Source organism: Stenotrophomonas sp. CASM114 (assembly GCF_049384325.1).
Lineage (GTDB): Bacteria > Pseudomonadota > Gammaproteobacteria > Xanthomonadales > Xanthomonadaceae > Stenotrophomonas > Stenotrophomonas muris.
The window spans coordinates 1-24,818 of sequence record NZ_JBMRGJ010000028.1 but is presented as its reverse complement, the minus strand read 5'-3'; the positions used below and the strand labels follow the sequence as shown (position 1 = coordinate 24,818).

Annotated in this window: 18 protein-coding genes; 14 read left to right on the top strand and 4 right to left on the bottom strand. The window is 66.7% G+C overall.

Annotated features, from left to right (window positions below; all coding sequences use genetic code 11):
- Nucleotides 1-55: 55 nt before the first annotated feature.
- The 8 genes from VG566_RS18780 to VG566_RS18745 all read left to right on the top strand — a co-directional run bounded on the left by VG566_RS18780 (nt 56) and on the right by VG566_RS18745 (nt 14,527).
- On the top strand, nt 56-2,371 hold the full coding sequence (locus VG566_RS18780) for a phage tail tape measure protein (RefSeq protein ID WP_069116152.1): 2,316 nt from the start codon (nt 56-58) through the stop codon (nt 2,369-2,371).
- Nucleotides 2,368-2,721 (top strand): hypothetical protein, encoded by a 354-nt coding sequence (locus VG566_RS18775; protein ID WP_014647906.1) that lies wholly within the window; start codon nt 2,368-2,370, stop codon nt 2,719-2,721. The genes VG566_RS18780 and VG566_RS18775 overlap by 4 nt, the downstream gene beginning before the upstream one ends.
- Nucleotides 2,718-3,179 (top strand): DUF1833 family protein, encoded by a 462-nt coding sequence (locus tag VG566_RS18770; protein WP_014647905.1) that lies wholly within the window; start codon nt 2,718-2,720, stop codon nt 3,177-3,179. The genes VG566_RS18775 and VG566_RS18770 overlap by 4 nt, the downstream gene beginning before the upstream one ends.
- Nucleotides 3,179-3,574: a hypothetical protein gene (locus tag VG566_RS18765; RefSeq protein ID WP_014647904.1), complete on the top strand. Its 396-nt coding sequence runs from the start codon at nt 3,179-3,181 to the stop codon at nt 3,572-3,574. Before VG566_RS18770 ends, VG566_RS18765 begins: the two co-directional genes overlap by 1 nt.
- A complete protein-coding gene (locus VG566_RS18760; protein ID WP_241884331.1) occupies nt 3,565-11,853 on the top strand; it encodes a host specificity factor TipJ family phage tail protein in 8,289 nt (2,762 codons plus the stop codon). The genes VG566_RS18765 and VG566_RS18760 overlap by 10 nt, the downstream gene beginning before the upstream one ends.
- Before the next feature lie 87 nt (nt 11,854-11,940).
- Nucleotides 11,941-12,156 carry a hypothetical protein gene (locus VG566_RS18755; RefSeq protein WP_041863666.1) on the top strand — a complete coding sequence of 72 codons (216 nt, stop codon included), beginning with the start codon at nt 11,941-11,943 and terminating at the stop codon, nt 12,154-12,156.
- A gap of 188 nt (nt 12,157-12,344) precedes the next feature.
- The gene (gene rimO / locus VG566_RS18750; protein WP_049407526.1) at nt 12,345-13,706 is read left to right on the top strand and encodes a 30S ribosomal protein S12 methylthiotransferase RimO; all 1,362 of its coding nucleotides are present in this window, start codon (nt 12,345-12,347) and stop codon (nt 13,704-13,706) included.
- A complete protein-coding gene (locus tag VG566_RS18745) occupies nt 13,703-14,527 on the top strand; it encodes a DUF3025 domain-containing protein (protein ID WP_032957474.1) in 825 nt (274 codons plus the stop codon). The genes rimO and VG566_RS18745 overlap by 4 nt, the downstream gene beginning before the upstream one ends.
- Nucleotides 14,528-14,614: 87 nt before the next feature.
- Here VG566_RS18745 and greB read toward each other — a convergent pair whose 3' ends face one another.
- Together greB and VG566_RS18735 are read right to left on the bottom strand one after the other, a co-directional pair.
- Nucleotides 14,615-15,121 carry a transcription elongation factor GreB gene (gene greB, locus VG566_RS18740; RefSeq protein WP_014647900.1) on the bottom strand — a complete coding sequence of 169 codons (507 nt, stop codon included), beginning with the start codon at nt 15,119-15,121 and terminating at the stop codon, nt 14,615-14,617.
- Between the two features lie 124 nt (nt 15,122-15,245).
- The gene (locus VG566_RS18735; protein WP_046431840.1) at nt 15,246-16,751 is read right to left on the bottom strand and encodes a helicase HerA-like domain-containing protein; all 1,506 of its coding nucleotides are present in this window, start codon (nt 16,749-16,751) and stop codon (nt 15,246-15,248) included.
- 122 nt (nt 16,752-16,873) lie between these two features.
- Between VG566_RS18735 and VG566_RS18730 the strand changes: the two genes are divergently transcribed.
- Both VG566_RS18730 and VG566_RS18725 read left to right on the top strand, forming a co-directional pair.
- The gene (locus VG566_RS18730; RefSeq protein ID WP_241884332.1) at nt 16,874-18,484 is read left to right on the top strand and encodes a transglycosylase SLT domain-containing protein; all 1,611 of its coding nucleotides are present in this window, start codon (nt 16,874-16,876) and stop codon (nt 18,482-18,484) included.
- Between the two features lie 23 nt (nt 18,485-18,507).
- Nucleotides 18,508-18,855 (top strand): ribonuclease E inhibitor RraB, encoded by a 348-nt coding sequence (locus tag VG566_RS18725; RefSeq protein ID WP_046431838.1) that lies wholly within the window; start codon nt 18,508-18,510, stop codon nt 18,853-18,855.
- Nucleotides 18,856-18,967: 112 nt separating this feature from the next.
- On the opposite strand, the gene asd is transcribed toward VG566_RS18725, so the two are convergent.
- Entirely contained in the window at nt 18,968-19,810 is an 843-nt protein-coding gene (asd, locus tag VG566_RS18720; protein ID WP_075076287.1) for an archaetidylserine decarboxylase, read from the bottom strand.
- Entirely contained in the window at nt 19,807-20,457 is a 651-nt protein-coding gene (locus tag VG566_RS18715) for an SCO family protein (protein ID WP_014647895.1), read from the bottom strand. The genes asd and VG566_RS18715 overlap by 4 nt, the downstream gene beginning before the upstream one ends.
- A gap of 123 nt (nt 20,458-20,580) precedes the next feature.
- Here VG566_RS18715 and prmB point away from each other — a divergent pair, with 123 nt between their 5' ends.
- The 4 genes from prmB to VG566_RS18695 all read left to right on the top strand — a co-directional run bounded on the left by prmB (nt 20,581) and on the right by VG566_RS18695 (nt 24,759).
- Nucleotides 20,581-21,510, top strand: coding sequence for a 50S ribosomal protein L3 N(5)-glutamine methyltransferase (gene prmB, locus VG566_RS18710; RefSeq protein ID WP_014647894.1), 930 nt, complete (start codon nt 20,581-20,583; stop codon nt 21,508-21,510).
- Nucleotides 21,507-22,610 (top strand): chorismate synthase, encoded by a 1,104-nt coding sequence (gene aroC, locus VG566_RS18705; protein WP_014647893.1) that lies wholly within the window; start codon nt 21,507-21,509, stop codon nt 22,608-22,610. Before prmB ends, aroC begins: the two co-directional genes overlap by 4 nt.
- On the top strand, nt 22,603-23,640 hold the full coding sequence (locus tag VG566_RS18700; protein WP_241884333.1) for a 2-hydroxyacid dehydrogenase: 1,038 nt from the start codon (nt 22,603-22,605) through the stop codon (nt 23,638-23,640). Before aroC ends, VG566_RS18700 begins: the two co-directional genes overlap by 8 nt.
- A 90-nt stretch (nt 23,641-23,730) precedes the next feature.
- Nucleotides 23,731-24,759 carry an aspartate-semialdehyde dehydrogenase gene (locus VG566_RS18695; protein WP_014647891.1) on the top strand — a complete coding sequence of 343 codons (1,029 nt, stop codon included), beginning with the start codon at nt 23,731-23,733 and terminating at the stop codon, nt 24,757-24,759.
- Nucleotides 24,760-24,818: the final 59 nt, after the last annotated feature.

Sequence of the window (24,818 nt, the reverse complement as noted above, 5' to 3'; positions counted from 1 at the left end):
ATGCAATCGAACCTGGGGCCCTGCGGGGCCCCTCATCATTCTTGGAGGAACGCGTATGGCGTCCACTAACCAGAATCTAGACGTAGTACTGCGGGTCAACACGACGGGCTTCCGTACCGCAATGGCGGAGGCCAGCCGCCTGGCAACGCAGAATCTCAAGACACTGCGCGCGGAGGCCGAGCGGACGGCCGCCGCGCTGGCGCGCGTGCATGCGGCACCGGAGGGCGCAACGGGCAAGGCCGCGACAAAGGCAAAGGCCAACGTCGGCGGCGATGTGCTCGGCAGCGGCTTGAAGGAGCTTGGTAGCGGCCTGCTGACGGCCGCCGGTGGCCCATGGGGCATCGCCATCGCGTCGGTGCAGAAGCTGGGCGAAGCGTACCTGGACATGGTCAAGGCGTCCGAACGTGCGCGCAGCGAGTACAAGGAGCAGATGCAGTCGCTGCAGCAGATGTCGTTCTCGATGGACCAGGCCGGCCTGGGCATGGGCGCGGGCACGCTGCCCCTGGAGCAGGCGGTCGCCACGCTGCATGAGCAGGCCAGGGCGCTGCGCGAGCTGGAGGCACGCGAGAAGGCGCTGCAGGGCTCGGTCGTCCATTGGGAAGGCCGAGTGAGTCATGGCCAGCGATCGGGACGGGAAGGGGCGGGCCTGAGTGCAGCCTCGGACTACGCCGAGCTGGAGAAGGCCAGGGCGAACCTGGAAGCGTTCCAGGCGGAGGTCGCGCCGGTCCAGGAGAAGTTCCGGGGCCTGAAAGAAACGATCAGGGGCGCCCTCGACGAGAAGCTGTTCAATGCGATTGCCGCGGCCATCCAGAACGTGGACAACCAGACGCTTGACCAGCTCATCGCGTCTCTGGGTGCGACGCAATGGAACGCATTGAAGGCGACCGATGCCTTCAACGGCATGCTGGGCGCCATGCGCGGAGAGGCGTGGCGGGACGAGGTCGAGTGGATCCGGCTGACCCGTGGCGAGTACGCGGCCTGGATGGCTGAACGCGGCGCGGAGATCAACGCAAGGGGCGGCCCGGACAAGATGGACCCGGCCCAGCGCGCAGAGTTCAACAGGGATGCCGCGCGCAAGAAGGCCGACATCGAACGCAAGGCCCAGTTCCGCGAACAGCAGCAGGCCGCCCAGCAGTCGGTCAGGGGCGTGCACGAGCAGGCTGATGCGTACGCCGGGCTGATGGATCGCATCGAGAAGCAGATCGCCCAGGACCGGGTGCGGCAGAAGCTGAAGGAGGGGATGACAGAGGCGGAAAAGCTGCAGGTCACCCTCCTTGACGAGATGGAGCATGCCGAGAAGAAGCTCAGCGAGCAGAAGCAACTGCGGGTGAAGGCCTCGCTGGACGCCGCGGTGGCCCTGGCCAAGGAAGCGGCAGCCGCTGAAGCGTCGAAGAAGGCCCAGCAGGATCTGCTGAAGCTGCAGCGGGAGCTCCAGCAGGCGGCGCATGCACAGCAGCGCGGCAACGATCAGGCGCTGTTCGGCATCGGCCATGGCGCAGCGAGCGTGGATCGCATGCAACGCCGTTCCGCTCTGGATGAGGATCGGGACAATCGAAAGCGCGCGCTGGACGACGAGTCGCGTGGTGAGGACGGCAAGGTCATCGAGTCGGAGCGCTACAGAGCCCGGCTGGCCGAGCTCGATGCATTCCATGAACAGTCACTGCAACGCGAGGCAGAGTTCCAGGAGAACAAGAAGGCATACCAGTCCGATTGGAAGAACGGCGCAATGCGGGCGTTCGAGGACTATGCCGATGCCGCGGCCAATGCCGCCGAGTTGAGCCACGGCGTCTTCAGTAATGCATTGGGCGGGTTGGAAGACAGTCTGGTCAAGTTTGCCCAGACCGGAAAGCTGTCCTTCTCCGACCTCGCCGACTCGATCATCGCCGATCTGGCGCGCGTGGCAGCCAAACAGATGGTCAGTGGGCTGATCAGTTCGATCGGGCAGATGTTCGGACCGAAGATCACCGGTTTTTCCATCGGCGGGTACACGGGCCCAGGGGGCAAGTACGAGCCGGCCGGCATCGTCCACAAGGGCGAGGGCGTGCTCAGCCAGGAAGACATGGCTGCGCTCGGCGGCCCATCGGCATTCTTCGCCCTGCGCACTTCGCTGCGAACCGGCAATGGCCTGTCCGGTGGTGATAGCGGGGGTTATGTGCAGGTACCGATCGCCCGTGCCGGCGAGGGTGGGATGAATGTGGAAATCAACAACTACGGCGAAAGCCGGGTCAACACCCGGGAAGAGCGGCAGCGCATGCCCGATGGCAGCGAAGTACGGCGACTGGTGATCGACATCGTGGGCGACAGCCTCAACGGTGGTGAGCTGGGCGCCATTGGACGGGCCCGATACGGATGGACGGAGGCAGTGGGATGAGCAGTTGGCCAGAATATGCAGAAATCCGCTTTGCGGATTACGGCGAGGAGATCGTCGCTTCGGAAGAGCGGACCGAGATGGAGCGCGGCCCCAGCAAGATGCGCGCGCTCAACAGCCGGGTGATGAAGAACGTGTACGCCTCGGTGCAGTTCCGCACCGCGGCTGACGCCGAGGCATTCGAAGCGTGGTACCTGCACGATGTCGGTCGCGTCGGCTGGTTCACGATGGAGCACCCGCGGACCGGGCAGCCGATCAGCGCCCGCTTCCCGCAGGGCATCGGCCGCCTGGTGCCACTGAACACCCGGTTCCGCTTCTCCAAGCGCGATCTTGTACTGGAGTACATGCGATGAGTTCCTTCCATGAGCGCCGCCAGCGCCTGGCCGACACCCAGGGACCGCTGATGCTGTTGGAAGTGTCGGCGCCGTCGATGCCGGAGGTGTTGCGGATCGTCAACGACAACGTCAACTGGACCAGCAACGGCAAGGAGTTCATTGCCGCACCGTTCGGCTTCCAGCTTCCCGACGATGTCAGTGGACAGGCACCGCGCGCGCAGCTGGTGATCGACAACATCGGCCGCGCACTCACCGAGGACCTGGAAGGGCTTGCCCCCGGAGAGATGGTGACCGCTCGGTTGATGCTGACCGATCGCGCCGATCCGGATGCCATCGAGGCCGAGTACGACCTGCCGATGACCCAGGTGTCGGTCAACACGCGCACGGTCAGTGCCCAGTGTGGTGTCGACTTCCTGATGCGCCAGCAGGCCGTGCTGCTGCATGCCAATCCGTTCACGCTGCCGGGAATCTTCTGATGCGCCTGGTCGACGTCGAGCGATGGGTGGGCATCCCCTATGACGAAGCGGCGTGCGACTGCGCCGACCTGGTGATGCAGGTGCAGCGGGCGCTGTTCGCCCGTGAAGTGGCACTGCCCGGACGCCGGCCGCGCGGGCGGCGCGGCTCGGCCGAGCTGGGCGCATTGTCGCGCGCGCAGGCGGTACCTCGCGAGGGCCCTCCACAGGACGGCGACCTGGTACTGATGATCGAACGCGGACAACACAACCCCGGCCACGCCGGGGTTTTCTTTTTCCTGGCTCATGAGGGCTGGGTCTTGCACAGCAACGAAACGAACGGCTGCAGCGTGCTGCACCGCGTTCGTGACCTGCCCGGATTTGGGCTGAGGATCGAGGGATACTACGCATGGAACTGACACCACAACCGGCGGTCGACGGCCGCCTCATCATCACCCCGCACCCGGTGCTGCTGGATGGCCAGCGCAACGTGCCGGTCGAACTGCGCCCGGGTGAAAGCCTGTACGCATTCCTCATGCGCCATGTAGACGGGCTCGATGGCCGCGCATGGCAGGTCTGCGTTGACGGGCTGGAGGTGCCGCGCGAGCAGTGGATGCACACGCGACCGCGCCATGGCCAGTTGATCGAAGTGCGCAGCGTGGTGGGCAAGGCGGTGATTCCGCTGGTGGCGATGATCGCGCTGACCTATTTCACCTTCGGCATCGGCACGCTGGTGGCCGGTTCCGCCTGGGGCGCAGGCGCCGTTGCGGGGCTCAGCGCCACCTACGGCACCGCGCTGGCGTCGGCGGTCTATGTTGCCGGCAGCGTGCTGATCAACAAGGTGCTGGGCCCGAAGCCTCCCCGTGCAGGTGGCGGTGGCGGTGTCGCCGACACTGCGTATTCCCTGGCAGCGCCGCGCAACCGTGTGCGTGCCTATGAACCGCTGGGCCTGCTGTTCGGTTCCACGCGCCTCGCTCCGGACCTGATCAGCCGCCCCTATACCTGGTTCGAGGGCGATGAGCAGTATGTCGGCCTGACCCTCAGCCCGGGCATCAACGTTGGCCGGGTGGAGGCCCTGCAGAACGGTGATTCGGCGCTGTCCAGCTACGAAGGCGTGCGCACCTGGTTCCGCGGCTTCCCGCAGATGCCCGACGAAGCGATTCCGCTGTACAGCAACGCTGATGTGATTGAAGGCGCGCAGCTGCTCGATACCGGCAGCGATGCCAAGCACGTGGCCAGCCCGTGGGTGGAGCGCACCAGCTCCGCTGACTCTCTGCGCCTGCAGGTGAACATCGAGTTCCGGCTGTGGGATACCACGTCCAAGGGCAAGGACAAGGACAACCGCGAGCAGATCCAGATCCAGTACCGGCCGGTCGGCTCCGATGCCTGGCAGTCGTTCGGCAATTACAGCGTCGTGGGACGCACGCAGAAGGCGCGCCGCGTCAGCTACGGCCGCGACGTGGAGCTGGGCCAGTACGACGTGCGCGTACGCGTGGCCGGGCAGAACACCGATGGCAGTGGCGCGCAGGCGAATTTCACCTGGACCACGCTGGTCAGCGTGCAGCGCGACGACGCCAGCCATGCCGGAATTCCTGCCATCGGCCTGCAGATGAAGGCGTCCGGCCAGCTCAATGGCACCCCGGATGAGATCCGCTGCGTGGCTCATGCGCGACCGATTCCGGTGTGGAAGGGTGAAGCGGCCGGCTGGGTGACCGAGGAAACCAGCAACCCGGGCGCACAGATCCTGGCCTACGCGCGTGGCATCCATGATGAGAACGGCAAGCGCATCGCCGGCCTGGGCATGGCCGACCGGCGCATCGATATCGAAAGCCTGAAAGCCTTCATGCTGCACTGCGCGGACAACGCGCTGGGCTACGACTACTGGCTGACCGAGGTGCGCAGCCACCAGGCAGTGCTCGACGCCATCGCGCTGGCCGGCTTCGGCCAGGTGACCTGGGCCAAGGGCCGGCTGGGCGTGGCCTGGGCGGCCGATGAGCAGCCCCTGTCCGGCGTGGTCAACATGGCCACGATCAAGAAGGGCCAGTTCCAGGTCGATTACACCCTGGCCAACGCTGCCGACGGCATCGAGTACAGCTACCTGGACCGCCGCACCTGGAAGGCGGCGACGCTGCGCGTGCCGGCGCCGGGCGTGGAGGTGATGCTCAATCCGGCCAAGATCACCGGTGAGGGCGTCAGCTCCGAAGCCCATGCCGCGATGCTGGCGCGTTGGCATCTGGCGCAGAGCGTCTATCAATACAAGTCGATCAGCTACAGCACCGACATCGAGCACCTGGCCTACTCGCGGTTGTCGGTACTGGCGTTGCAGCACGACCTGACCCAGTGGGGCTTCGGTGGCCGCCTGATCGATGCCGCCGTCGACGCTGCAGGCGTTGCCACGCTGCAACTGGACGAGACGGTCCCGGCACCTTCGCTGGGCAGTGCGTTCATCGGCCTGCGTATTCCAGGCGAGCGTGTCTACCGCGTACTGCGCGTGGTTCCGGGCGCTGAGCCAAGTGACAGGCTGGTGCTGGCCGATCCGTGGCCGGCAGATGCACCGCTGCCGGGCCACAACGACGGCAATCCTGCACACGACACGATCTGGATCTACGACTTCAAGCAGACGCCGGGTACCCGCGTGCGCGTGACCGGCATCCGCCCGGAAGGTGACCTGAAGGGCGCCGCTGTGGAGGTGGTGCAGGAGGGGCCCGAGTTCTGGCACTACGTGCGGACCGGGCAGTATGTGCCGCCGTCGAATGAATCCTCGCTGCAGATCCGGCCGGTGGCCAGCAATCTGAAGGTGGTCGAGCGCCAGGTCAGCCGGGGTGGCAGCGTGCATACCGAACTGCAGGCCAGCTTCGATATCAGTGGACCCACCGGCGAAACGCGGGTCCTGTCCGATCCAGACGGCAATGCCGCGCTGGAGGAAGTGGCACGCACCACCACGCGATCAGCGAGCTGGGCGATTCCCGGAGCGGGTACCTATCCGGTGGTCGTTCGTCCGTACAGCCCCGATGGCCGTGCCGGCGTTGCCGTGTCCACCCAGTACACCACGCTGGGTGCCGATGCGCCGCCGGTCCTGGTCGATCTGTTCGACATCGAAGAGCTCAGCGGTGGCGTGCGCCGGTATGTGTGGGGCTTCTCCGGCGACACCGTGCAGTCGGCTGATTTCGCCGGCGTGGAAATCCGCTATACCGCCGGCAGTATCGACAACCCGCTGTGGGAGCACATGACCCCGCTGGGCGATGCCGGTGGCTTCTTCACCTCCGCAATCGAAGCCGTATTGCCAGAGGCGGGCAGCTGGACGTTTGCGTGCCGCAGTCGCAACACCGCTGGCGTGCTGTCCGTCGGTGCCCGCTACCTGCGACGCTCGCTGGGGCGCAATACCGGGCAGACGCTGGAGGGAATCGGCGGTGTGGTCGAATCGGTCAAGCAGGACCTGGGCAAGGAAATCAACGCCCGCATCGACAGCGACCTGGCCGCCGCCACCCGTGCAGCCGAGGCGCTGCGTAGCGAATCGCTGCGCCTGCAGGACCAGATCACCGCCAGCGCCCAACGACTTGCCGGCCAGGCCGAACGGCTGGACCAGCAGGCGCAGGCGCTCAAGGCGAACACCGATGGCCTGGCGCGCGAAGTGCTGGACCGTGCTGCCGGCGATCTGAATACCCGCACCGAGCTGACCACGGCGGTGACCCGCGAAACCAGCGAGCGCCGGTCGGATGTGGAGAACCTGACCCGCATGGTGAGCCAGCTGTCGGCAGGCAGTGGCGTGCAGTTCGACAGCAAGCGCATCTGGTACTTCGACAGCAGCGTGGAAGGTTGGGGCGCGAATGGCGGCAGTCCAACGCTGGTGGAGGGCTGGCTGCGCCCGGCCAACCATGCCAGCGACGCCTTCGTGACGAGCCCGCGCGGCCAGGATGTCCAGGGCGCGGCGCACCGCTTCGTCAAGCTGCGCATCCGCAAGGTGGGCAGTCCTGCCTGGGACGGGCGCCTGCTGTGGAATGGTCCCGGCCAGTCGTGGGACAACGCACGCATGGTGCAGTTCGCGGAGCCAAGCTATGACAGCAACGGCATCGCGACGCTGGACGTGGACAACATTCCATGGAACGGGACCATCGTCGACCAGATCCGCCTGGATCTGTCCAAAGCGCAGACCGATGCCGACTACTTCCTGCTGGACTGGGTGGCGATCGGTCGCCCGACGCCGGGTGCGTCGGTGGCCATGTTGCAGGACGAAGCCACTGCACGCGTCGCAGCAGACAGCAGCGAAGCGGGCCGGCGCGAGTCGCTGGCCGTGCAGTTGCGCGGCAGCTACGAGGGCGGTGACCTGGCAGGGGTCAGCCAGGGCCTGATCGCGGCCGAGAAGACCGCACGGCTGAGTGGCGACCAGGTCAACGCGCAGTCGATCCAGGCACTACAGGCACGGATGCCGGCAGGCACCGGCGCGCTGGCCACCGGTGCCAGTGTCAGCAGCCTGCAGCAGGCGATGGTGACCGCTGACACCGCGCTGGGGCGGCGCGTGGACAGCCTCGATGCCACGATGGGTGACAAGATCGGATCCAGCGCCTTCAATGCGTTGAAGACCGAAGTCGGGCAGCTCGATGGCCGGGTTACCAGCAGCAGCCAGGACCTGGTGCAGCTGAAGAGTCGCATGGAAGCGGTGATGGGCGCGGGCAGCAACCTCGCGCTCAATGGCGACTTCAACCTGGGCGCTGGCACCGGCTGGACGTTCTTCAACACCACCGCAGCATCGGTGGTGCGCGAGGGCCGCGGCAACAGCCTGTGCTGGAAGGCGGAGCCCTATGCGGGCGGAAGCAATACGGTGGTCAGCGCCGCGGTCAATGAGGGGCGTGTCATCACCCTGACCGCCGGCCGTCGCTATCGAGTGTCGTGCTGGACGCGGACCAGCGAGGACTTCGACGGCACCGCCGACAATACCAAGCTGCGCGTCGCCGACCACAACGGCAACCTGATGGGCGGCGCCACGCAGTCGTTCCCGAAATCGGCGGACTGGGTCAAGACCGAGACCTTCGTGACGTTGCCGCCTACCGGCACGGTGCAGGGCATCAAGGTCACGATCAATCGCAATGGCACGGCCGGCACGTTGTGGCTGGACGATCTGTGGGTGGAGGATGTGACCGATGTCGACGCGAACGCTGCGGCGGTCAGCGGCCTGTCGACCAGGGTGGAACAGATCGATGGCAAGCTGAGCAGTGCCGCCGAGGACGTCACCCGGCTGGCCTCGGGCATCGGCAACATGGTGGCCTACAACATCATCGCCAACGCACATATCCTCGCCTGGCCCACCGGTGGCCCCCGAGCATCGGGTGTGTACCGTGCCAATGGCAGCATCGTGCCGGGCATGGGCGCCAACCGGGGGCTGCGGGTGGGCATCATCAATGCGGACAACAGCATCACCGATACGGCGGTGTTCGATACCCATGGCAATCTGCAGAGCGAGTCGGCCCGCTTCAACACCTGGTACGACCAGACGCTGAAGGACAACCAGTACTTCATTGCCTATACGTCCGATGCAGTGGGGGCGATCAGTAGTGCCAGCAACAGCGACACCAGTGGCCTGCGCACCCGCCTGCTGGACGCGGGCCTGTCACAGGAAAACCTGGCGGCCCTGTCGGGGTCGCGGATGCTGGTGATGATCGGGCGGCGCAGGAGTGGTGCCGGCGGTGGCAGGCAGATCCTGTCGCCCTTGCCGGAGACCGGCCGTACTGGCATGTGGGTGGAAATGACCGTCACCGTGCTCAATGGCGTGCCGACCGGATCGCAGGATTCGTCGATGCTCGATCGTACGGCGCGGAGCAATGCGGACGCATTGACCGGGCTGCGCACCGACGTCAGCAAGCTCGGTACCGACCTGGTGTCCGCCGCCGACAGCCTGACCAGCCTGGCCGCGCGGGTCGACACCTCGGTGACCAGTAGCGACAACGTGCTGCGCAACAGTAACTTTGCTGGCAGTGCCGCCTGGTGGACGCTGACCCGTACCGTGTCGGCCAACACCGTGGAGTGGGTGAAGGCATCGGGCCAGAGTGGTGATGCGTTGCTGATGACGCATGGGCCGCAGGCCGGGCAGAACCCGGCCATCACGGCCAATGACGCGCGGTGGCTGCCCGTTGTTGCCGGCAGGTCGCGGCGGTACCGCCTGGTGATGGTCGCCCGCGCCTTCGACGATGCGACGGCGACCCTGGTCTGCCGGCTGCGCGTGCGGACCAGCGGGGTGAGTGAAAGCCATGCCGACGTGACGCTGAACCTGTCCGATGCGTCCTGGAAAACCTACACGGCCGAATGGTCTGCCGCGCAGGATCGCAACGAGATCATGCCGCAGGTGCATCTGACCAACGCCGGCGGCAAGGTGTTGTTCGACCGGATCGAGTTCTACGACATCACCGATGCGCAGGACATCGCCGGCAACGCGACGGCCATCGCCAACCTGCGCAGCGACGTGGTGCAGCTGGGCGATCGTGTCACCAGCAGTGCGTCCAGTGTGCTCAAGCTGCAGTCGGACGTGCAGTCGGTCCTCAATGGCAGCGACAGCCTGTTCCCGCTGGGTGCGTTCGAAACGTTCCAGGATGGCCAGCTGCTGGGCAGTGCGGCGGGCACGATCTACACCGCCCGCGCCGATGCTCGCCGGACCGGTGAGCGCGGTCTGGATGTGAACGTTGCGGCCAACACCAGTCCGAACACCAATGCGGACCTGTACCTCGGGCAGTGGACCCCCATCACCGGCAATCGCCGCATCTATGTGGAGTACTACGCCCGCCTGCATCCGGACAGTATCCAGCCGACCGGTGGTTCCATCCGGGTGGGCTGGCAGACCACCAACGAAGCCAACGCGGAGAATTCGTGGCCCTTGCAGGCTTACGCACTGGCCTCGCTGCGCAGGGATGGCTGGACCAAGGTCAGCGGTTACCTGGACACCGCCGCGTCTGCGGCGAAGTGGCGGATGCTGGTCAGCATTCCGGGAGGAAGTGGTGCGCGCGAAGTGGGCGTGCGCGTGCAGGTGGACGACATCCGCATGATCGATGTCACCGACGCCTACGCCGCGCAGCAGAGCGCCGCTGCCACGGCCACCGCGGTGACCGCGCTGACCACCAAAGTCGATCAGCAGGGCACGAAGGTCGACGCGCAGGCGCAGCAGCTCACCGACCTGTCCAGCGGGCTGAAGGGCGTGCTCAACACCGGAAGCGGCCTGCTGCCCAATCCCGACTTCGCCGAAGGGCTGGGGGGGTGGACGGCATCGGCGGCGGCCAATGGGGCGGTGTGGAGTACGGTCAACGGCGACGGACGCCCAGGTGTGCTGCTCAACCGCTACACGAACGTGAATCCGACCCTGCAGGCCAACGGTGGCAAATGGGTGCCGATCAACGGCGCGCGCCGCCTGCGGGTGATCGTCCGCGCCTGCGGTTCTGGCGGCGCCAACAATCTGCTGGTGCGGATATATCGCAAGAATGCGGCAGGCCAGCAGTCCTACCAGGATCTGCGTGCCGTGTTCGCGGTGGAGGCGTTCGAGACCCGATCGTTCGACTTCGATGCCTTCAACAGCGGCATCGATGCCTGGCGCTTGAACCTCTATGTTCATCCCGACAACGGTCAGGTGCGGGTGGACAGCGTCCAGGTCTATGACATCACCGACCAGGTGGCCAACGATGCCAATGCCTCGGCCATCACGGGGCTGAGCACCTCGGTAAGCCAGCAGGGCACCAAGCTGGACACCACCGCGCGTGACCTGACCCAGCTCAAGACCCAGGTGGGCGATGTATCGGCCAGCGGCTTCTCGCAGCTGAACAGCCAGGTCAGCCAGCAGGGTACGCAACTGACTGCGCTGTCCGGGCGGATCGATGGCGTGCAGGCCTCACTGGGTGGCAAGGCGGATGCAGCCGTGGTCACCAGCATGCAGGCGCAGGTCAAGAATCTGGGCGCCGGTGGCAACCTGCTGATGAACACCACGTTCCCCTTCTGGCAGCGCTCGGGGTGGGGCTGGGGCAGTAATCCGAACGGGCGGTGGACCGAACTGGGCAACCCCACCGGCGATGACAGCTGGCATCCGCAGGGGATCTTCGGGCTGGGCGCGGTGACGCCTGGCGTCGTCGCAGCAGGCGAAATGGCATGGTGGGGAACCGAGTACGACATCGCCATCGAAGGCGGCAAGACCTATTGCGCGTCGGCCTGGATCAATACCCATCGCGTGGAAGCCAAGCTGGAGATGACGTTCTTCGATGCGGCCGGCAATCACCTGGGGCTGGTGCACAGCCCGGGCGTGAGGAGCGATACCGGAACCCCGATCACGCTCGACCGCTTGACGCGCACGTTCCTGATCACCAAGGCGCCCGCCACGGCGACCTTCGCTCGCTTTCGCGTGATCGTGATCGGCACCGGTGGAAACACGCCCTATTTCTGGATGTTCCGCCCGATGCTCAGCCAGGTGGACGCGGCAGCAACCGCCCCGCCCACCTGGTCGGCCGGAGGCACCGAGTCTTCTGCGCAGTGGTCGGTCAACGTCCGTGCAGATGGCCGGGTAGGGGGCGTTCAACTGGCGTCCAGCGGCCAGGTCTCGCGTTTCGATGTGGTGGCCGACGCGTTCAGTGTCAGTGCCCCCGGTGGCGGGCGTCGTACCGAGTACAGCGATGGCAACTGGCGGGTCTATGACGAAGCCGGACGCCTGCGCGTGCGCATGGGCGTGTGGTGACCCGTGCACCTGCCCGTCGCGGTGGGTGCCCTGCATGAAAACCGTTCGGGCCGCCGGTGGATGCGGCCCTTTTTTTGGAGATCCAACATGAAGTTCAACGCACGTCTTGTCCTGCTGACCCGCGCAGTGGAGCAGTCGGGGGTGGTCAATCTGCATTTCCGGCCGGAGGGCGAGAACCTTCTTCCGCAGATGGTGATCCCGGTATCGCCGCTGGATGCGTATGCCTTGAAGTTCGGGGCACTTTACCGGTTCGAGGCGATCGAGGTGGAAGAAGCGCTGCCCATTGAAGCAGCCGCTGGCTGAGACCGGGCGGTTGCAGTGGTGCTGGATATGACCGGGTACTGACCCTTCACGGGCCAGGCGCCGCAGGCGGCAGCGGCGATTCAGGGCGCTGGCCCGAAGCCCGGTATACTGGCGCCCTTTCAGGCCCCGGCCCCCAGGTACCCCTGCCATGCCGGCAGGGGCCCAGGCCCCCAGAGTCCCGCGATTCCATGTCCCAGCTGAACCCCAAAGTCGGCTTCGTCAGCCTTGGCTGCCCGAAGGCCCTCGTCGATTCCGAGCGCATCCTCACCCAGCTCCGCTCGGAAGGCTACGACATCGTCCCGTCCTACGATTCGGCCGACGTGGTGGTGGTCAACACCTGTGGCTTCATCGATTCGGCGGTGACCGAGTCGCTGGATGCCATTGGCGAGGCGATGAACCAGAACGGCAAGGTCATCGTCACCGGCTGCCTGGGCAAGCGCCCTGAGCAGATCCGCGAGGCGTACCCCAACGTGCTGGCGGTGTCCGGCCCGCAGGATTACCAGAGCGTGATGGAAGCGGTGCATGAAGCACTGCCGCCCAAGCACGATCCGTTCGTGGATCTGGTGCCCGACTACGGCATCAAGCTGACCCCGCGCCATTACGCCTACCTGAAGATTTCCGAAGGCTGCAACCACAAGTGCAGCTTCTGCATCATTCCGTCGATGCGCGGCAAGCTGGTCTCGCGCCCGGTGGATGAGGTGCTGCGCGAAGCCGAGCGCCTGGTGCGTGGTGGCGTGCGTGAGCTGCTGGTGGTTTCGCAGGACACCTCTGCCTACGGCGTGGACGTGAAGTACGCCGAAAAGATGTGGCGCGACAAGGCCTACCAGACCCGCCTGAAGGCGCTGTGCGAAGGCCTGTCCGAGCTGGATGCGTGGGTGCGCATGCACTACGTCTACCCGTATCCGCACGTGGACGAAGTGGTGCCGCTGATGGCCGAGAACCGCATTCTGCCGTACCTGGACATCCCGTTCCAGCATGCGAGTCCGCGCATCCTGCGCCTGATGAAGCGCCCCGGTGCGGTCGAGAAGACCCTGGAGCGCGTGCAGAACTGGCGCCGTATCGCGCCGGACATCACCGTGCGTTCGACCTTCATCGTCGGCTTCCCGGGCGAGACCGAGTCCGAGTTCGAAGAACTGCTGTCGTTCCTCGACGAAGCGCAGCTGGATCGCGTGGGCGCGTTCGCCTATTCGCCGGTCGAGGGGGCCACCGCCAACGATCTGCCCGATGCTGTCCCGGAGGAAGTGAAGCAGGAGCGTCTGGCCCGCTTCATGGAGAAGCAGGCGCAGATCTCCGCCGCACGCCTGGAGGCCAAGATCGGCACCGTGCAGCAGTGCCTGGTCGACGCCATCGAAGGCGATATCGCCGTGGCCCGTTCCAGGGCCGATGCGCCGGAGATCGACGGACTGGTGCACATCCAGAACGCCGACCAGGTGCCGCTGCGCGTGGGCGAATTCGTCGACGTGGAAATCACCGAGAGCGACGAGCACGACCTGTACGGTGACGCGCTGCCCGCCGCTACCCGCCCGGCATTCGACCTCAAGATGCTGTGACCGCAGCGACGACCGCCGCCAGTGACGGGGGCGGCGTCCGGCGCTTCGTACCGCCGCCACGTGCGGCGATCGATCCGCAGGTGTTCGCGCAGCCGCTGTTTGCCGGGCTGCAGGATTTCCGTGATCTGCTGGATGGCCCCCACTGGCCGTCCATCGCGGCGCTTGACGCACGCCTGTCCCTGCCGGGTTGGCAGCTGGTCGAACAGGATGCCGCGTTGCTGGCCGATGGCCTGCACTACGAGGCCCGCATCGCGCAGGGGCGCATCGCCACCCGTGCCGACAACTGGCACGACCTGTTCAACGCGCTGGTGTGGGCCTCCCACCCAAAGCTCAAGCGGGCACTCAACGTGCAGCAGTGCCGGCATATCGAAGCCATGCCACCCGGCCAGCGCAACCGCGCGCAGGCCGCCTTGACCCAGTTCGACGAAACCGGCGTGATCGTGCGTGTGGGTGATGTCACGTTGCTGCGCGCGTGGGATGGCCATGACTGGCCTGCGATGTTCGAGCCAACGCGCTGGCAGAGCGGTGACATCGCCATTGCCACCGTATTCGGGCACGCGTTGATGGAACAGGCACTGCTGCCGGGGCGATTGCTGGTGGGCAAGTGCGTGGTGGTGCAGGGTGATGCCGATGCTGCCTGCGTTGACGCGGTGACTGCGGCCATTGCCGAAGGCAGGGCAGTGACCGATCCGCTGCAGCTGCGGCCCCTGCCGTTGGCCGGTGTTCCTGGCTGGCACGGCGTGCAGGATTCCGCCTTCTATCGCAATGCCGAGTATTTCCGCCCGTTGCGCGCAGGGCGCACATACCCGCCGCCGTTGTAGAGCCGAGCCCATGCTCGGCTGCGTTTGCCCATCAGCCGAGCATGGGCTCGGCTCTACAACGGCAGCGAGGTCGGGCATGACTCGACTCTACAACGGCGCGTACTCCACCCCGATCACCGCAAAGGTGAATTGCCCGCCGGGCAGCTCCACCGAGAATTCATCATCCAGTCGCTTCTTCAGCAGCGCCCGCGCCAACGGCGAATCGATGCTGATCCAGCCCAGCCCGGCATCGGTCTCATCCGGCCCGACAATGCGATAGCGGCTGGTCTCGCCACTGTCCACATTCTCCAGTTCCACCCATGCGCCGAAGAACACCGCCAGCGGGTCGGTCGGCGTGGTGTCGACCACGCGCAGTGATTCCAGCCGCTTGGTCAGGTAGCGCACGCGACGGTCGATCTCGCCCAGCTGCTTCTTGCGATAGGTGTATTCAGCGTTCTCGGAGCGGTCACCTTCCGCGGCGGCCGCGGCCAGTGCCTTCACCACCTCCGGGCGGCGCACGCGCCACAGCTCATCCAGTTCGGCCTTCAGCCGGGCATGCCCGGAGGCGGTGATCAGTGCCGTGCTTTTTTCTGCGGGGGGGCGCCAACGCGACATGCAATACGACTTCTTTTCCGGATGACGAACGGGGAGTGGGGTCGGAGCCCTCCCTGGCGGGGGATCCGACCCTGGGGTCAGATCCCTTTCCAGCGGAAAGGGCTCTGACCCCGGCCGTGGCAGATCAACGCTTTCCGCCGAAGATGCCACCCAGGATGCCGCGCACGATCTGGTTGCCCAGCTTGGTGCCGACGGTGCGCGTGGTCTGCTTGGCCATCGTCTCGATCATGCCCTGGCGGCGCTTGGTGCCGAAGATCGCATCCTTGATCGCCTGGCCGAAACCGCCTTCCTGCGCTTCGTCCTGTTCGCGGCTGCGCGCGGCCGGCGCCTGCGCCTGTTCGACAGTCTTCTGTGCACGCTGGGCCAGCAGTTCGGCGGCCGATTCGCGGTTGATCGCGGTGTCGTAGCGACTGCCGACCGGGCTGCCGGCACGCACCTGGGCGCGCTCGGCTTCGGTGATCGGCCCCATCCGGCAGCGTGGCGGCGCGATCATGGTCTGCTGCACCGGCATCGGGATGCCCTTGTCCTGCAGCGTGGAGACCAGGGCCTCACCAGTGCCGAGCTGGCTCAGTACCTTGGCCACGTCCAGCTTCGGGTTCGGCACGAAGGTTTCGGCCGCGGTCTTCACCGCCTTCTGGTCGCGCGGGGTGAACGCGCGCAGTGCGTGCTGCACGCGGTTGCCGAGCTGGCCGAGGATGTTGCCTGGCACGTCGTCGGGGAACTGCGAGCAGAAATACACGCCCACGCCCTTGGAGCGGATCAGGCGCACCACCTGCTCGATGCGCTGCACCAGCGATGGCGGCGCATCGTCGAACAGCAGGTGCGCCTCGTCGAAGATGAAGACCAGCTTCGGCTTGTCCAGGTCGCCCACTTCCGGCAGCTGCTCGAACAGCTCCGACAGCAGCCACAGCAGGAAGGTGGAGTACAGCTTGGGCTTGAGTACCAGCTGGTCGGCGGCGAGGATGCCGATCATGCCGCGGCCGTCGTGGTTGACCCGCATGATGTCGGCCAGCTCCAGCGCAGGTTCGCCGAAGAAGTGCTCGCCACCGTCCTGCGCCAGGCGCAGCACCGAACGCTGGATCGCGGCGATCGACTGCGCGCTGACCAGGCCGTACTCGGTGGAGATGTCCTTGCGCTCCTCGGCGACGAGGCCGAGCAGGGCGCGCAGGTCGTCCATGTCCAGCAGCAGCAGGCCGCGGTCGTCGGCCAGCTTGAACACGATGTCGAGCACGCCGGACTGGGTGTCGTTCAACTCGAGGATGCGCGCCAGCAGGGTCGGGCCCATTTCGCTGACGGTGGTGCGCACCGGGTGGCCCAGCTTGCCGTACAGGTCCCAGAAGAGGGTGGGGCTGGCGGCCGGCGCATAGTCGGCCACGCCGATCTCGGCGGCACGCTGGAGCAGGTTCTCGGCGCCGCTGCCGGGCACGGCCAGGCCGGAGACATCGCCCTTCACATCGGCCAGGAACACCGGCACGCCCAGTCGCGAGAAGCCCTCGGCCAGCGTCATCAGGGTCACGGTCTTGCCGGTACCGGTGGCGCCGGCCACCAGGCCGTGGCGGTTGCCGAGTTTCGGCAGCAGGGTGACGGCAATATCGTCGGTAATGCCTTTGCCGAGCAGAATCGGATCCATGGTCCAGCCCTTGTGATGAATAGCCCAATGTTAACCGCCGGCAGTGACGGTCCGAAGGTCGGCTTGCCCGGACCTTGGCGGCGCCGCTACTCTGCCTGCCTGTTTCGCACACAGTGCCATCAATGCCCGTTCCTGTCCTGATTTCCCGCGGTTGGCCGCTGCTGGCCCTGGCCGGCCTGGTTTCCCTGGCGCCCGACGCCCATGCGCAGCGGGTTTCGGCCCGGGACAAGGTGAAGGTGGATGCGCTGCAGCAGCGCATGACCGTCGCCGAAAAGCGCTACAGCGACGCCCTGCTGCTGGTCGCCAATGCCGACCCCAAGGGCAGCAACGAGGCCGACGCCGCGCTGGAGGACATGGAAGATGTCCTCAACGACTGCGTGAAGCAGAAGGGCTGCCAGATGGGCACCCTGCTGGCCAGCTACAAGCGCCTGCTCAAGCACGACGCCGATGCGGCTGCCAGCGATGACGTGGCCGACGAGGGGGGTGACCGCCTGGAAGCCGACCCGGATCACATCGGCCCGCTGACCGCGGACGTGCCCGAGGCCGCGCGCGCTGCCGCGCTGCTGAACGACAAGCGGCACGCCTTCGACAGCATGGTCGAGTACAACCCGGCGGTGCAGGCCGGCATCCGTCGCTGGCTGACCGACATGCGTCCTGCGCTGCTGACCAGCTACGAGAACTACCAGAACCTGCGCGCGGTGATGTGGCCGGAGTGGGAGAAGCGTGGCCTGCCCGAGGCGCTGCTGTTCGGCATCATGGCCAAGGAATCCAACGGCCGCGTGCACGCCTCCTCGCGTGCCGGCGCCGCCGGCCTGATGCAGTTCATGCCGGCCACTGGCCGTCGCTTCGGCCTCGGCCCGGATGGCACCGGCTTCGACACGCGCTTCGATGCGCGCAGCGCCGCCGAGGCCAGCGCCAGCTACCTCAACGAACGCCTGCGCGAACTGAACAACAACGTGGAAATGTCGGTGGCCGCCTACAACGGTGGCGAAGGCCGTGCCGCACGCGTGTTCAAGCAGAGCGCCGGCCAGAGCTTCTGGACCGACAGTGTCTACAACCAGTTCCCGGGCGAGACCAAGGACTATGTGCCGATGGTGATTGCCGCGGCCTGGATCTTCCTGCACCCGCAGCAGTATGGCGTGGAGTTCCCGAAGATCAGCGCGCAGCCGGCCACGCTGCGCCTGGCCAAGTCCACCACCATCTATGAACTGACCATCTGCCTGGGCAGCCACGGCACCCGTGATGGCTACATGCGCGCGCTGCGCAACCTCAACCCGCGCTATGAAGCCGATGGCTGGATTCCGGCCGGCACCCTGATCAACGCCACCACCCGCATCGCCGGGCTGTACCAGCGCAACTGCGTCAGTGGCCCGCGTGCCGACCTGGCCCGCACGCTGATCACCGCCGATCTGAACGCGGCGATCAAGCGCCCGACCGCGGCCAGCTACACCGGCAGCGTCGCCGTGGGCGGCGTGGTGCCGGTGGCCGACGCTGCGGCCTCCACCAGTGTGCCGACCACGCCGGTGGCGGCGGTGGCGACGCCTCGCCCGGCGCCGGCCGCGCGCCCGAAGCCGGTGCGCAGCCACAAGGTGGGCAAGGGCGAGACCCTGGGCGCCATCGCGGCGAAGTTCCAGTGCGACGTGCCGACCCTGGCCCGCGCCAACGGCCTGAACGCCCCGGCCTACAGCCTGCGCCACGGCCAGACGCTGAAGCTGCAGGGCTGCGACAAGTAATTCCCCCGACCCCTGGAACCCGCATGGATCTCGAAGACACCCGCAACCTGTTCGCCAACCTCCGCGAAAACACCGACTGGGACATCAACGGCCCGTTGCTGTGGGGGTACTTCTTCGTGCACTCCACTGCTGAGCCGTTGCAGGCACTGGCAGAGCACCTGCAGGCGCAGGGCTACACCTTCGTGGAACTGTTCGAACAAGATCCGGAAGAGGGTGACGCGCCGTTCCACGTGCTGCATGTGGAGCGCGTGGAGATCCACGACGAAGCCTCGCTGGACCGTCGCAACCAGGAATTCGCAGCGCTGGCCGCGGAGAAGGGCGTGGAAGACTACGACGGCATGGACGTCGGCCCGGCCCCGGCCCTGCAGTAACGCGCGTACCGGTAGTGCCGGCCGCTGGCCGGCATCCCGTTGTGGAAAAAGGGGACGGAGGGGATTAAGTCGTTTATGCATAAACGACTTAATCCCCTCCGTCCCCTTTTTATCAGCGCAGCTTCGCCAGGGCCTGGCCCAGCTGTACCGGGCTTTCGGCGCCCAGCTGCGGGGCGAATTCGGCCACGCCCGGCGGCAGCAGCACGATCACGGTCGAGCCGTAGTTGAAGCGTGCCATCTCGGCGAAACGCTCCAGCCTGATGCCCTGGCCGCGGTAGTCCTTGCGGGTGATGCGGTCGCCGTAGTGCGGAATCTCCTCGCCGCTCCACACGGTTTCCACGCCGGACACCAGCAGTGCACCGACCATCACGCTGACCATCGGGCCGAAGCTGGTGTCGAAGTGGCAGACCAGGCGCTCGTTGCGGGCGAACAGGCGCGGTACGCCGTTCACTGCCGCCGGACCAACGCTGAACAGGCGCCCCGGCACGTGCACGGTCTCACGCAGGGTGCCGGTCCACGGCATGTGCACGCGGTGGTAATCGCGCGGCGACAGGTACACCGTGGCGTAGAGGCCATCGTTGTATGGCTTGGCGTCCTCGTCACTGCCCAGCAGTTCGGCAGCGGTGAATGACTGGCCCTTGGCCTGGAAAATGCGGCCGGCCTCGATCCTGCCGAGCTGGCTGATGCGGCCGTCGGCCGGCATCACCAGGCTGCGCGGATCGGCATCGGCCACGCGTGCGCCCGGCTTCAGCGCACGGGTGAAGAACTGGTTGAAGGTCGAATAGCTGCGCGGGTCCGGGTTGGCCGCTTCGTCCAGGTTGACGTTGAACTTGCGGGTGACCGTGTCGATCAGCCAGCGCGACACGCGCGGATCGTCCGAGTACGCCAGCGAACGCGCCATCGAGGACAGCAGGCGGTGGGGCAGGGCATACGTCAGGGCGGTGGTGAGGCTCATGGGGCGGTTTTCTCGGTCAGCTTCTGCAGGTCGCGGGCGATCGCCGGCGCGTTGAACGGGGGGCGTACCAGGCCGGCGAGGCGGCCCTGCGGGTCGAGCACGGCCAGGCTGGCCGAATGCTCGACGGTGTAATCCTCGGGGTTCTCGTCGAAATGCTTGCCCGGCACCTTCTGGAACACGAAGCCCAACGAGGTGGCGAAGCGCTCCAGCGAGGGAACGTCAGCGGTGGCGGCCAGGGTGTCCTTGTGGAAGCCGTGCACGTACTCGCCCAGGCGGGTGGCGCTGTCGCGGTCGGGGTCGACCGAGATGAACAGCACGCGTGGGCGCAGGCTGTCGGGCAGGGCTTCCCACTGGTTCTGCGCGCCGGCCAGCGCGGCCAGCGTGGTCGGGCAGACGTCCGGGCAGAAGGTGAAGCCCAGGAACACCAGGGTCCAGTGGCCCTTCAGTTCGCCCGGGATCAGGCGGGTGCCGTCGGACTGGGCCAGGTTGAAGTCAGGCAGTTCGCGCGGCTGCGGGTACAGCGTGATCGCTTCGGTGGCCGGGGCATTGGCCGGCGGCTTCGGCGCGAACACCTGCTGGGCGGCCAGCAGGCCGAGACCCGCCGCCAGGGCGATCAGCAGGATGATGCCGGCGTTGCGATTGAACATGGGGGCTCCCGCGCGAAGTGGGCCCCATCATACCGGCTGTGGCCCGAATCGTTTCCGCCGCAACGGATGCCGCCACGGGCGCCAGCCCCTATAATCGGGGGCCACTTTGCCCGCAGTACCGCCATGACCGCTGAAACGGCCGCCGAACTCCACACGATCATCGATCTGATCCGCTACGGCACCAGCCGTTTCAACGAAGCCGGGCTGACCTTCGGGCACAGCTACGACAACGCGCTGGACGAGGCCACCCAGCTGGTGCTGCACAGCCTGCACCTGCCGCACGACCTCGGCCCGGCCTACGGCCAGGCGCGCCTGCTGCAGGCCGAAAAGCTGCGCGTGCTGGAGCTGTTCCAGCGCCGCATCGATGAACGCATCCCGGCCGCCTACCTGACCGGTGAGGCCTGGTTTGCAGGATTGAGCTTCAAGAGCGACAAGCGCGCCCTGGTACCGCGCTCGCCGATCGCCGAACTGATCGAATGCGGCTTCGAGCCGTGGCTGGCCGGCCGCGACGTGTACCGTGCACTGGATCTGTGCACCGGTTCGGGCTGCATCGCCATCGCCATGGGCCACTACTACCCGAACTGGCAGGTGGACGGCGTCGACCTGAGCGACGATGCACTGTCGCTGGCCGAAGAAAACAAGGAGCGCCTGCAGGCGCACAACGTCACCCTGATCAAGTCGGACCTGTTCAACGGCCTGTCCGGCCGCCACTACGACCTGATCGTCACCAATCCGCCATACGTCACCAACGACGAGACCGATGCCCTGCCGCAGGAATACTCCTACGAGCCGGAGATGGGCCTGCGTGCCGGCGACGACGGCCTGGACCTGGTGCTGAAGATCCTGCGCGATGCCCCGCTGCACCTGAGCGAGGACGGCCTGCTGATCTGTGAAGTGGGCGAATCCGAGCAGCATCTGGTCAAGCTGCTGCCGGAAGTCGATTTCGCCTGGATCGAATTCAAGGTCGGCCAGATGGGTATCTTCGCGGTTGAATGCCGCGAGCTGATCGCCCACAGCGCACGCATCACCGAACTGGCGGCGCAGCGCCCGTGAGCTCCAATTCGTTCGGCAAGCTGTTCACCGTCACCACGTTCGGCGAGTCGCACGGGCCGGCCATCGGCTGCGTGATCGATGGCTGCCCGCCGGGGCTGGCGCTGGACGCGGCCGAATTCGCCCACGACCTGCAGCGCCGCGCCACCGGCAAGAGCCGGCATACTTCGGCGCGGCGCGAGGCCGACGAGGTCGAGATCCTGTCCGGCGTGTACGAGGGTCTGACCACCGGCACCCCGATCGCGCTGCTGATCCGCAACACCGACCAGCGCAGCAAGGATTACGCCAACATCGGCCAGCAGTTCCGGCCGGGCCATGCCGACTACAGCTACTGGCACAAGTACGGCATCCGCGACCCGCGCGGTGGCGGCCGTTCCTCGGCACGCGAGACCACCATGCGCGTGGCCGCTGGCGTGGTCGCCAAGAAGTGGCTGGCCGAGCGCTTCGGCGTCACCGTGCGTGGCTACCTGTCGCAGCTGGGCGACATCACCCCGGCCGGTTTCGACTGGTCGGCAGTGGAAGACAACCCGTTCTTCTGGCCGCATGCTGCACAGGTGCCCGAACTGGAGGCGTACATGGACGCGCTGCGCAAGTCCGGAGATTCGGTCGGCGCGCGCGTGGACGTGGTCGCCGACAATGTGCCGCCGGGCTGGGGTGAGCCGATCTACGGCAAACTCGACGGTGAACTGGCTGCCGCGCTGATGAGCATCAACGCGGTGAAGGGCGTGGAGATCGGCGACGGTTTCGCCAGCGCCGCGCAGAAGGGCACCGAACACCGCGACCTGCTGACCCCGCAGGGCTTCGCCAGCAATCATGCGGGTGGCATCCTCGGTGGCATTTCCACCGGCCAGCCGGTGGTCGCCTCGATCGCGTTGAAGCCGACCTCCAGCCTGCGCCTGCCGGGCCCGTCGCTGGATACGTCCGGCAACGTGGTCGAGGTGGTCACCACCGGCCGCCACGACCCCTGCGTCGGCATCCGCGCCACCCCGATCGCCGAGGCGATGGTAGCGATGGTGCTGATGGACCAGGCGCTGCGCCACCGCGCGCAGTGCGGCGATGTCGGCACGATCACCCCGCGCATTCCCGGGCAGATCGATGGCTGACACGCGGCCGACCGTGTGGGTGAGCCAGCCGCTGATCGACGCGGCCATCGCGCCGCTGCGCGATCGCGTGCAGCTGCGCAGCACCGACACCGTCACCGCCTGGGCGCCGGACCAGATCGCCGGACAACTGGCCAGCGCCGACGGCGCGATCATCACGCTCAACGAGCGCATCGGCGCGGCCCAGGTGGCCGGCGCCGCGCAGCTGCGGGTGATCGCCAATGTCGGGGTGGGCTACAACAACCTGGACGTCGACGCGCTCAGCGCGGCCGGCATCCTGGCCAGCAACACACCGGACGTCCTGACCGAAACCACCGCCGATCTCGGTTTCGCCCTGCTGATGGCCACCGCGCGCCGCATCACCGAGTCCGAGCGCTGGCTGCGCGAAGGGCAGTGGCAGCAGTGGTCGTTCCAGACCATGCTCGGTGCCGATATCCACGGCAGCACGCTGGGCATCCTTGGCATGGGCCGCATCGGCCAGGGCATCGCCCGTCGCGGCGCGCACGGTTTCGGCATGAAGGTGCTGTACCACAACCGTTCGCAGCTGCCGGCGGCGACCGAGGCGGAAGTGGGCGCGACCTATGTGGACCTGGATACGCTGCTGGCACAGTCCGACCACCTGCTGCTGGTGCTGCCGTACACGCCGGCCTCGCATCATCTGATCGATGCCGCCGTACTGGCGAAGATGAAGCCGTCGGCGACGCTGGTGAATATCGCCCGCGGTGGCCTGGTCGATGAGATCGCGCTGGCCGATGCGCTGGCCAACGGTCGCCTGGCTGCGGCGGGTCTGGATGTGTACGAAGGCGAGCCAACGGTACGCCCGGAACTGCTGGCGCTGCGCAACGTCGTGCTCACTCCGCATATCGGCAGCGCCTCGCTGGCCACGCGCACGGCGATGGTACAGCTGGCCGTGGATAATCTGCTTGCCGGGCTCGGCCTGGACGGCGGCCCGTCGCGGATGCCGAGCGCGATCAACGCTGACGCGGCGATGGCCGCGCGCGTGACGCTGGGCAAAAAAACCGGGAAACGATAGGGAACCTCCGCGCGCCCCGCTTGAGGAGGTTCCCCGAACCCAGCTGTCGTGCGTGTTTTTCCCCATTCCCGTTTTCGTGAGAGTTCCCCCATGAGCAATGCACAGCGCAGTTTCCACGTCGCCGTCGTCGGTGCCACCGGCGCCGTCGGCGAGACCATGTTGTCGATCCTGGCCGAGCGTGATTTCCCGGTCGGTACCCTGAGCGTCCTGGCCTCCGAGCGTTCGGCCGGTGGCGAGATCGAGTTCAACGGCCAGAAGGTCACGGTCCAGGACCTGGCCACCTTCGATCCGGCCGGCGTCGAGATCGCGCTGTTCTCGGCCGGTGGCAGCGTGTCCAAGGAATACGCACCGAAGTTCGCCGCCGCAGGTGCGGTGGTGATCGACAACTCCTCGGCCTTCCGTTACGACGATGACGTGCCGCTGGTGGTGTCCGAAGTCAACCCGGAACAGGTCGCCAACCGTCCGCGCGGCATCATCGCCAATCCGAACTGCTCGACCATGCAGATGCTGGTGGCGCTGGCGCCGCTGCACCGCAAGTACGGCATCGAGCGCATCAACGTCTCCACCTACCAGTCGGTGTCCGGCGGTGGTCGTTCGGCCACCGAGGAGCTGGGCAAGCAGACCGGCCAGCTGCTGAGCTTCCAGGAGATCGATCCGCAGCGCTTCCCGGTGCAGATCGCCTTCAACCTGATCCCGCACATCGACGACTTCCAGGACAACGGCTTCACCAAGGAAGAAATGAAGCTGATCTGGGAGACCCGCAAGATCCTCGGCGACGACAGCATCCTGGTGAACCCGACCGCAGTGCGCGTGCCGGTGTTCTACGGCCACTCCGAGTCGGTGGCGATCGAAACCCGCGACAAGGTCACCGTGGCCGAAGCACGTGCGCTGCTGGAGCAGTCGCCGGGCATCGAAGTGGTGGACCGTCACGAGGCCGGTGGCTACCCGACCCCGGTCACCCACGCCTCGGGCACCGACGCGGTGTACGTCGGCCGCATCCGTGAGGACCTGTCGCACCCGCGCGGTCTGAACCTGTGGATCGTATCGGACAACGTGCGCAAGGGCGCCGCCCTGAATGCCGTGCAGCTGGCCGAGCTGGTCGCCGCCGAGCAGCGCTGATCACAGCGGTTGCCTCACCGGTAGTGCCGGCCGCTGGCCGGCATTGCCGTGATGGCACG